The 9771-nt window shown below is 33.7% G+C and carries 6 protein-coding genes; 1 reads left to right on the plus strand and 5 read right to left on the minus strand.

All coding sequences use genetic code 11. From position 1 onward, the window contains the following. Window positions 1-244: 244 nt before the first annotated feature. The 5 genes from GMC_RS0105400 to GMC_RS0105420 form a co-directional block, all read right to left on the minus strand. Window positions 245-1513, minus strand: a complete 1269-nt coding sequence (locus GMC_RS0105400; protein WP_094766254.1) for a family 16 glycosylhydrolase — start codon at window positions 1511-1513, stop codon at window positions 245-247. Between the two features lie 6 nt (window positions 1514-1519). Continuing rightward, the gene (locus GMC_RS0105405; RefSeq protein WP_010521179.1) at window positions 1520-2851 is read right to left on the minus strand and encodes a glycoside hydrolase family 117 protein; all 1332 of its coding nucleotides are present in this window, start codon (window positions 2849-2851) and stop codon (window positions 1520-1522) included. Window positions 2852-2932: 81 nt separating this feature from the next. Beyond that, window positions 2933-4645 (minus strand): glycoside hydrolase family 2 protein, encoded by a 1713-nt coding sequence (locus GMC_RS0105410; RefSeq protein WP_010521180.1) that lies wholly within the window; start codon window positions 4643-4645, stop codon window positions 2933-2935. Window positions 4646-4657: 12 nt separating this feature from the next. Next, window positions 4658-6937, minus strand: coding sequence for an FAD-dependent oxidoreductase (locus tag GMC_RS0105415; protein ID WP_010521181.1), 2280 nt, complete (start codon window positions 6935-6937; stop codon window positions 4658-4660). A gap of 6 nt (window positions 6938-6943) precedes the next feature. Beyond that, window positions 6944-8590, minus strand: a complete 1647-nt coding sequence (locus GMC_RS0105420; protein ID WP_010521182.1) for a sodium:solute symporter family protein — start codon at window positions 8588-8590, stop codon at window positions 6944-6946. A gap of 152 nt (window positions 8591-8742) precedes the next feature. Here GMC_RS0105420 and GMC_RS0105425 point away from each other — a divergent pair, with 152 nt between their 5' ends. After that, complete coding sequence (locus GMC_RS0105425) at window positions 8743-9753, plus strand: LacI family DNA-binding transcriptional regulator (protein WP_010521183.1); 1011 nt, start codon at window positions 8743-8745, stop codon at window positions 9751-9753. Window positions 9754-9771: the final 18 nt, after the last annotated feature.

Raw genomic sequence — 9771 nt, forward strand, 5'->3', positions numbered from 1 at the left:
AAATAATGAATTCAAAAAAAATTCTTCCTTATTGGCGCCAGAAAATAACGTCTAACTGGCTGGACTACCCAATAAATATTATAAAATATGTTCAATGCCTTTTAAGTAAAACCTTATTTTATTCTAGGCCAAGATTTACTTAATTTATAGGCACCGCCAAAAGGGTTTAATCCCCTAAGGCTTGCCTTGAAATTTTAATGATATTTTCTTTAAATGCCTAGTGAGCTTGCTCCAAGGTAGTTTACTAATCTTCCTTTTTCTCAAAATATCTAACATAATCTACCTTCATACTTGTACCATCAATAGCATCGGTAACTTCTCCTCCTATTCTCGCTTTTAGAATCGCTAAACTTAATAAGATGTTTGTTTTCGCATGACAAAGCTCATTATCTTCTTCTCTAATCAATTCTCCATCAAAATAGAATTTAAACTCAGTAGGAGTCCATAAAAATCCATAGGTATGGTAGTCTTTTGAAAAATCATCTCCTTCTTCCGTATCAAAATGAGCAAGTTCTACCCATTCCTTGTCTTTCAAATATTCTATTTTATAATTTGTAATTAGGTTATACCATGTTTCAGTATTTTTTGTCCAGGCATTTGTAAACTGTATACACCCTATATCTACTGCTTTCTTAAATTTTAATGTAATCCATTTTTCTCCTTCAATCTGTGAGATCCATTCATTATTGGCTCCTCTAATTACTCCATCAACTACATTTTGTGCATCAGTACTTCTTTCTTCTTTAAATACATATTTCCCACTAGCGTCTACTTTAACATTCTTTTTTGCTGCATGATTTACAAGCTCGCTATAGTTATCAGCATCTTGTGGACGTCTAGGGTTTTTCGGATATCCTTTTTCTGTTGGTGCATACACAAAGATTTCTCCTATATTTATTTTTTTTCCATGCCTAGAAGAAATTCTTACTTTCTTTGTTTGTATTGGAGTTTCTAAAATATGAGAATAACTGTCTTTAGGAATTTTACTTCCAAAGAAAAAAGGTTTTGGATCATCTTCATGATGCCCATATTCATCTTTATCCGTCCAATTATGAATATTCGTGTTTACTTTATTGGGGTAATGCCCTTCATTAACATCTAACTCAAAAGCTTTTTCTCCTTCTGGCACACCATTTTTAGGCCACATCCAAAAAGAATTGTTCGTTCCCGTAGCTCCTGCATATTTGTATTTAGCCTCAAAATAACCATATCCAAAATCTTCTTTCGTCCAAATATTTCCACAGGTCCAATCTTGACCTCCTCTACTTTCTTTCTTCGCTTTTAGTTCTAAAATACCATCATGTACTTCTGCATTTTCTCTCCAACGACTACATAATACATATGCTCCTCCTGATTTAGAATTTTGAGAATGCCAACGTTGGTCTAAGTCAGCATCAGTACCATTAAACTCTTCACTCCAGCTTAATTCATAATTTTCTTCTATTTCTTTTGGTAGTTGTGCCCAACTAGAAACAACAGCAAACATAGATATTAGGATTGTAATCTTTTTCATAATAAATTATTTTGAACTTAAAATTTTAGTATTACTAGTATTGATTCTTTCAATTTGATTTTTACTTAAAGATTTTGAAAAGAACACCTCTTTTTTGAACTTGGTTTGTGTCTGCTTTAACTTAAGATCTTTAACATCTAAACTTAAATCACAATCAAACCTTCCAAGAATAGTATGATCCTTACTCCAATCATCAGCGGCATTATCAAAATGCGATAGCCCCCAAGTAATTCCCCTACCATTTCCATTACTATCGAATGCGTCTGGTACACAAGGGCCTGCTGCTATAGGCAATAAAGCCGTTACCGAAGCAACACTAAAATTGACACCATCAGGCGCATACTGAATGGTATTAGCTTCATTACCATTTCGAGTAGCTATGGTTGCGATTCCCTCTTCAAAAGGAAAATATGCAGTTTCATGACTAGAATTTAATATTGGATTTAATGGATGTTTTTTAAAAGGACCTAAAGGATTATCTGCTATGGCTAAACCATTTACACATAAATAATCTGGTCGATCTCCAAAGGCCGCTTTGTAGTACAAATAGATTTTTCCTTTGTATACCAATGGATAAGGATCGTGAATTGAAAATTGATCCCACGTTCCTGGTTTTCCATTTTCAACTACAATTTTATTTAATGGTGTCCATGGTCCATCTGGAGAGTCGGCATACGAAACGGTCACAGGGCAGTGATCTCCTTTTTTACCACTAGCTTCCATAAATCCCTGATAGTACAGATAGTACTTTCCCTTAAATTTTAAAACATCTGGAGTAGCTACTGATCGCCATCCCACTAAAGGTTTAGAAGGGCGTGATACCGCTAAACCTTGCTCTTCCCAAGTAAATCCATCTTTACTGGTAGCGTACCATATTTCACATAAATCCCAATCTGCTGAAGGAATTTCATCTGTAGATAAATGTGCATTTCCGTAACCTACTGGTGGGTATTTTGTGTGCCTTTTAGTATACCAAACGTAGTATTTTCCATTTTCAATTATGACTTTAGAAGGATCACGTCTAGAAATAGTTCCATCTCCACCATTATAATCAAATCCTTTCAACTGTGTATATGCAAAACTTGTAAACAACTCATTATCTTCTGGACGAGGTGTTTTATAATCTGTATATAAGCGTTTCATCGCTTTACTTAAAGGACGATCAGGCATTGACTGTGGAATATCCCAAGGGAAACCACCGTAATCTTTTTTCTTTTCTAAAGAAGATATCTCTTGCTCTGTTGATTTACTTTTTTCGTTTATTTCTTTTCCTCCAGAATCGCATGAAATCAATTGAATTGACACGATCAAAGCAAAAACGATTTTAACTATCTTCATTATTTTGATTTTAGTTTACTACTATTTATCCAATATATTTTCTCAACCAAAAATTTAAGATTAAGGTTTTATAGGCTCTAGTTACCAATTTTTATTTATCTCTTGAATTTGATAATATGCCTTTTTCTTTTCTCTATTTTCGCTTACCACTCCCCATTCTCTAAAACCAGATTTTGGTGTTCCTTTATAGTTACTTCGGTAATCATTATAAGACCATAGAGATACCCCTACTAAATAAGGAAGCTCCTTCAATTTTTTCAAATCTGCTATCAACTCTTCTGAGAATTCAGAATCTGGAGCAGGGCCTATTTGAGATCTTCCTATTTCGGACATAAAAATGGGTTTCCCTGGAAACTTCTCATGTGTTTTAGTGACAGCCTTAACAGCATCTCCGTAAGAATTGATACAAATAAAATCCAGTTTTTCAAATGGCTCATTTGTCAAATCTGAATTTTTACCATATGTAGTAAGACTTACATAAGTCTTTAAACGTGTTTGATCTAATTCTTCAACATAATCCAACATCGAATTGATATATTCATATTGATCTTTAGTAAGTGTTTTATCTTCCCACTCACCTTCTGGGTCTCTTAGTTCGTTACCTACACTCCAACCTATTACAGAAGGGTGATTAAAATCTCTTTCGATCATTTCACGCATCCACTTTTTTGCAAGAGGACTATCCTTAAAAGTTTGTGGATCATCATCACCCCATACTGGTATTTCTTGAATTAAAAGATACCCTTCTCTATCGCAAAAATCCAAAAGGGTCTTGGATAGTGGAGCATGCATTAATCTAGAAAATCGTCCCCCTAAAGCTTTAATATCTTTCATATCAGCTTCTACAATATGTTTAGGTTCTGTATTTCCATATTTTGGATGATCATGAACTCTATTTAGTCCATTTTCACGTAATAGTTTATTATTTAAAAAAAGCTGTTCTCCTCTAGCTTCAATTTTTCGAATTCCAAAATTATCTGTAAGTGTGTGGACTATTTTTCCATTAACCTTTAGTTTTGAAGTTAATTTATACAAGTTAGGATGGTCTAAATCCCATAGCTTATAAAGGCTTAAATCTGCAGGGTAACTCATTTTAGTTTCTATAGTACCCAATGAAGAAATCGTAACAGGTACCTCACCCAGTAATGTTCCATCTATATAGGACATCACTTTCACTTCATTATTCTCATTACTAAGGTTTTCTATAGCATGTTTAATTACAAAAGAAACTTGTCCCTTCTCAAAATCAGGTGTTGCATCTATGTGTTGATATTTCATTCTAGCTTTATCAAATGCTTCCAATGAAACAGTACGACTAATACCACCCCAAGCCCACCAAGCTCCACGTTTGTAGGAATTATCAGCCATCACAACTAATTCATTAGGTTGATCTGGTAATAATTCTTGATTAATATTGAATTCAAATGGGGTATAACCACCAACATGTTTTCCTAATAATTTTCCATTCAACCAAACTTTTGCTGTTTGATATACCGCTCCAAAATGGATTTGAATATGTCTATCCGACCAAGAGCTAGGCACTTCAAAAGTACGTTTGTAAAATGCTTTTCCGCTATACGTACTGTACTTTTCTTTAGTATCCCAATTCCCCGGAACTACAATAGAATCCCATTCTTTTATTGCTTTTTGTTGTTCATAGGTTTCAACATCTTTGGAAGCTAAAAATTGCCAAGTACCATCTAAAGATATTTTAGTATCTATGGGTTCACTAGCACATGATAATAGGCTACTAAAGATGAAAAAGCTTAAAAATAACTTATAAAAATAATCCATTTTAATATTAAATTATGCTACAAAAACCTCAAATAATGCAGCCGGAACTGATTTTGAAGGGTGTTCTAGCTTTATACGTAATCCTTTGGTATTAATTGATTCTTCCAATATTATAGTATTAATAGTTTGGTAATTCCCTTGCTTTTCGAAAAGTAAATCACCCTCTGCACTATATATTTTATAGGTATTGATACAAAAAGGGATGATATCTTCTGGGTGTCCATATTGTACCGTCTCCATCGCATGATCGTAATCTGTATCGAAAAATAGTTTTATTTGATTAATCGTCTGTAATTCATCCCATTCAATATTTATTTCTGGAGTATTATCTGTTAAATCTGCTACCCAAGCATTGGTACCTTTCCATGGTCTTACATAACCATTTCCAAGGTTTGCTGCTTCATAAATCTCCAAAGGAGGCGAAATACTTAAGCTAATATTTTTCCCTTCAGGTCTTCTATTAGGAATCCAAAATTCAAAAGCATCAACACCAATACCATCTGGAGGTGTTTGTTTCCCTGTATTAGATACTTTTTTGTTTACTCCATTAAAGGCAGTCATTATACCTGTAATTAATTGATCACTTTCTTGTAATTCTAACTTCTCATTCGCCATAAATGTGACAAAAGCATAGCTGCTTTCTGATATTATAGCTTCAAAACTAAATTCTATGGTTTGTTCTCCCTTTTCAATGGAAATTATTTTTTGTTCTAATATAATTTCAGGAGTATAATTATGGGCTAACTCTGATGTACGTAATTGCACTTCTAATTGAGTCGCTTCTTTTGCTTTTATAGTTACTTTAAAACTATACTTTGTATTTACTTTTAAAGGCAATAGTTGTGCTACAGAAACATCAAGTGGTAACCAATTACCATTAGTTTCTATTTGAAAAAGCTTTAATGTAGAACTTGCCTCAACAGTAGCTTTGTTCAACAAATTGCTTTTGGCTTGTATAGGAACATTACAAATACTTTGCCCATCAATATTCAATTGATTTTGAAGTGTTTTTATTCTTCCATCTTCCAGGATTTGTGCTGGCAGTACCTTTTCTGAAGTACACATAGCCGCTGCTGTACCAACTGCTTGAGCTCCAAATCCACAAGTTAACATAACTCGAGTAGATCCAAAAGCAACATGCGAAGCACTGATAATACGTCCCGCTAAGAATAGATTATTAATATTCTTGCTTACAAAGCTTCTGTAAGGGATATCATATACTCCTTTAGAATGCCATTGAGTACAACCAGAAAGCTCGCTATAAATTCCATCAGCAGGATGCAAATCTAGTGCCCACCCTCCAAATGCAATAGCATCATCAAAGACTTCTTGACCTAAAACATCTTGTTGCTTCATCATATAAAGCCCATCAAAACGACGACTTTCACGCTTTCCTGGAACGTTAGCAACCCACTCTAAGTCTAGATTTTCTACATCATCGAATTCACCAGAGTTTTTAATGTAATTCCATACCCCATAAATTACTTTCCAAAGTTCCCATTTGATTTCTTCAGTTTCATGGATAGTATCTTTTCTTCCTCCAAATTCGAACCACCAAAAATTACATCCTTTATGGTTCTTTCGAATCAATTTATGACGTGGTATATCGTTAATATCTTGTAATGCATATGAAGGTGCTACATATTTTACAGACTTATCAGATTCTTTACTATAGAAAAACATGGAGTGTCCTAATAACTGACCGTAAGATTCATCTGGGGCGAAAAGCTCCCCGAATTCTTCTTTCGACTCTGCTCCAATTCTAAAACTTGCTCCCGATTTGAAACCTACAATTCCATCTCCCGAAGCATCACAAAATAGCGGCGCTTCTATATCATATTCTGTAGAATTTTGGCTATTAAAAGCTTTAACAGATTTAATAGTGTGATCATCTGATTTTTTAACATCACTAACTGCGGTATTTAATAGTAATGTAATATTAGGTTCGTTTATTACTTTTTCTAATAAAACAGTATCGAAAATAATAGGATTTCCTTCTCTATTTCGATATAAATTTTCTACCATAATCTCATCGATAAGACCTCCTTCACGAGACCATCGATTGTTATTACCCATATGTGAAGTTGCTCCTAAAGCCCATAATCGAACTTCCGAAGAAGCGTTCCCTCCTAATACAGGTCGATCTTGAATTAAAACAGTTTTTGTTCCTTTTCTTGCAGCAGATATAGCAGCACATACACCAGCTAAACCACCACCTACTACTACAAAATCAGCACTATACTTTTCAATTTTGTTTTCTCTACCTTTTTGACTAAATGCTTCTGTAATCATTATTTTTTAGCTTTCTTCTTTATTTTTATAAATAACAAAAAGTCCTAGTAATAATACAATACTTCCTATTATTGCAATCGTGATTTTTTCTGCATCAGCAAAAAATGTAAGTATTAAAATAAGCAATCCTATTGCACCAATTCCTAATCCTATAACACGACCTCCTCTTTTATTTCCTTCATTAGAACTTTCAGATTCTTCATCAGTAGAAGAATCATTAATTACTTTATTTGTAACAGGAGCTACAAATCCTTTAAAATAATTTATTAATTCTATAATTATCAGCAATACCATTGGGATTCCTACTCCCATTGACATTTCTGTAGTTCTATCTAATGTAATCCCTAAAATTGATGGGGCTAAAAACTTAAAAAAAGCATTTATCAAAAGAGAAATAATAGTAACTAACACCGTAGTCTTTCCCATTGATCTTTTAGAAAACAAAGCCCATAGTGGCGGTAAAAACATAGCTGCTCCAGTCAAAGCCGCAATACTCATAACCACTTCTACTATTCCTCCCATTAAAGGAACTAATAATGCTACAAAAATGGTTAATAAACCAAGTATTACTGTAGCTAATCTTCCTACTTTAACAAGCTTTTCGTTAGAAGAATTAGGAAACAATAGTCTATAAATATCATTTGTTATAACTCCTGCGGATATATTCAAGGTTGTGTTTACTGAACTTGAAGTTGCAAATACCATACCTCCTAACATTAATCCTAACATTCCTACGGGCATTACTTCTTTACACATTAATAAATAAGCGCCTTCATCTGCCAAATTTGTTAAATCGGGATTTAACACTCTATAAATCATTGGCGGTAACATCCAAATTAGCGGACTTATGGTATATAAACCTCCAAAAAGCCATCCTACTTTTTTGGCATCTTTAGGAGTAGCTACACTAGTATAGCGTTGAACATACGCCCAATTTCCTGCAATAAAAAACAAATTATACAATCCAAATGCTATCAAAAAAGGCACTGAATATTCTTCATTTACTAGATTAAAAAAGTTTTCTGGAGCCTTTTCTATAAACAAATCAATTCCTCCTACCTTTTTAAATGACAGTGGTAATACTATAAATACTGCTGCGGTCAATACTACAAATTGAAGAACGTCTGTTACTATTACCGCCCAAAGCCCACCTATTGCAGTATAAATCAAGATCAAAACACCTAATACGATAATACTTGTGGTAATAGGAATACCTGTGGAGACTTCAACAATTTTTGCTACGGGATATAAAAATGCCCCTGTAGTAAATAAGGATACGAATAAAAATAAATAGGTATACACTTTTTGTGTTTGTAAGCCCAAACGTTTCGTAATAAATGAGGCTACTGTTATCTCTTTAGTTTTTTGCCATTTAGGAGCTATAAAAAAACCAATAATGATTCCTGCTATTGCCATAGTCCACTGAATAGAAATGGCTACCCAACCACTCGAATAGGCTATAGATCCCCACACAACAAAAGTTCCTGCTGAGAAAAAACTCATAAAGAGAGACAATCCACTCATCCACCATGGTAAAGCACCTCCCGCTGCAAAAAATGAACTAACATCTTTTCCCGACTTTGAAAAACTAATTCCGCACACAAAAATGAGTACGGTAAAAAGTAGAATAACAATAATATCAATAGAATTCATGTATACTTATTTATGACAATTTAATAAGTTTAAAAATGAACTTATATCGTTTTCGTGATTAAAGTTACCGGAAACGTTTCTGAAAACGTTATTTTTTTTCGGAAACGTTTTTTATTTTTCTAACTTTGAAATCAAAGTTAGTTTCCTTTTTCATGAAATATGTTACTATAAAAGATATTGCTAAAGAGTTAAATGTTGCTGTATCTACAGTTTCACGGGCCTTTAATGATAAATATGATATTAAACCCGAAACAAGAGAGCGTATTCTAAAAAAGGCAAGTGAAATGGGATATCGCCCCAACCCTATTGCAAGAAAACTGGTGCAGCAACGTAGCTATAACATAGGCATTATTATTCCTGAGTTTGAAAATTCTTTCTTTCCACAAGTAATTATGGGAGCACAAGAAATCTTGTACCAACACAACTACCAAGTTCTTATTATGCAGTCTAACGAATCGATTGATTTGGAAATTAGAAATGCAAAAACGTTAGTTGATAATATGGTGGACGGACTTATTATTTCTCTATCAGGTGTGGGTAATAATTTACCCTATTATGAAGAGTTAACGGAAAAGAAAATGCCTCTAGTCTTTTTTAATCGTGTTCCCGAAAATATAGAAGCTTCAAAAGTTGTATTTGATGATTACAAATGGGCTTTTTTTGCCACTGAACATTTAATTCATCAAGGATTTAAGGATATTCTTTTTATATCTGGTGCTGACGACCTTATTCTTTCAAAAAACAGACAAAGAGGTTATGATGATGCTCATAAAAAACATCGAATTCCAACTGGTAAAAAGATTAATTGTGGCTTTTCGATGAAAGATGGCGTTCAAATAGCAGAAAATTTAATCTCTAAAAATAACGTCCCTAGAGCTATACTTGCGGCTAATGACGCTTGCGCCATTGGAATGATGCGTGTTTTTAAAGATTCTGGATTTAAAATTCCTGAAGATATTGCCATAGTAGGCTTTTCCGAAACCAAAATGGCAGCTCATATTTCCCCTACACTAACTTCTGTTGAACAACCTACTTATGAAATGGGTAAGGCAGCGGCTCAACTGCTTTTAGAACAACTTCAAAATAAAGGAATTCACATCCCTCAAACTATTGTATTAAATGGTCGATTAAATGTAAGAGAATCCTCTGTTGTTTTAAGTTGATTAACATAAGATGTGGAC

Source organism: Aquimarina agarivorans (assembly GCF_000218485.1).
In the GTDB taxonomy this organism is placed as follows: domain Bacteria; phylum Bacteroidota; class Bacteroidia; order Flavobacteriales; family Flavobacteriaceae; genus Aquimarina; species Aquimarina agarivorans.

Excerpts from the sequence above, each read along its gene's own strand:
- GMC_RS0105400 (WP_094766254.1), bottom strand. The coding sequence starts at position 1,513 with ATGAAAAAGATTACAATCCTAATATCTATGTTTGCTGTTGTTTCTAGT.
- GMC_RS0105405 (WP_010521179.1), bottom strand. The coding sequence starts at position 2,851 with ATGAAGATAGTTAAAATCGTTTTTGCTTTGATCGTGTCAATTCAATTG.
- GMC_RS0105410 (WP_010521180.1), bottom strand. The coding sequence starts at position 4,645 with ATGGATTATTTTTATAAGTTATTTTTAAGCTTTTTCATCTTTAGTAGC.
- GMC_RS0105415 (WP_010521181.1), bottom strand. The coding sequence starts at position 6,937 with ATGATTACAGAAGCATTTAGTCAAAAAGGTAGAGAAAACAAAATTGAA.
- GMC_RS0105420 (WP_010521182.1), bottom strand. The coding sequence starts at position 8,590 with ATGAATTCTATTGATATTATTGTTATTCTACTTTTTACCGTACTCATT.
- GMC_RS0105425 (WP_010521183.1), top strand. The coding sequence starts at position 8,743 with ATGAAATATGTTACTATAAAAGATATTGCTAAAGAGTTAAATGTTGCT.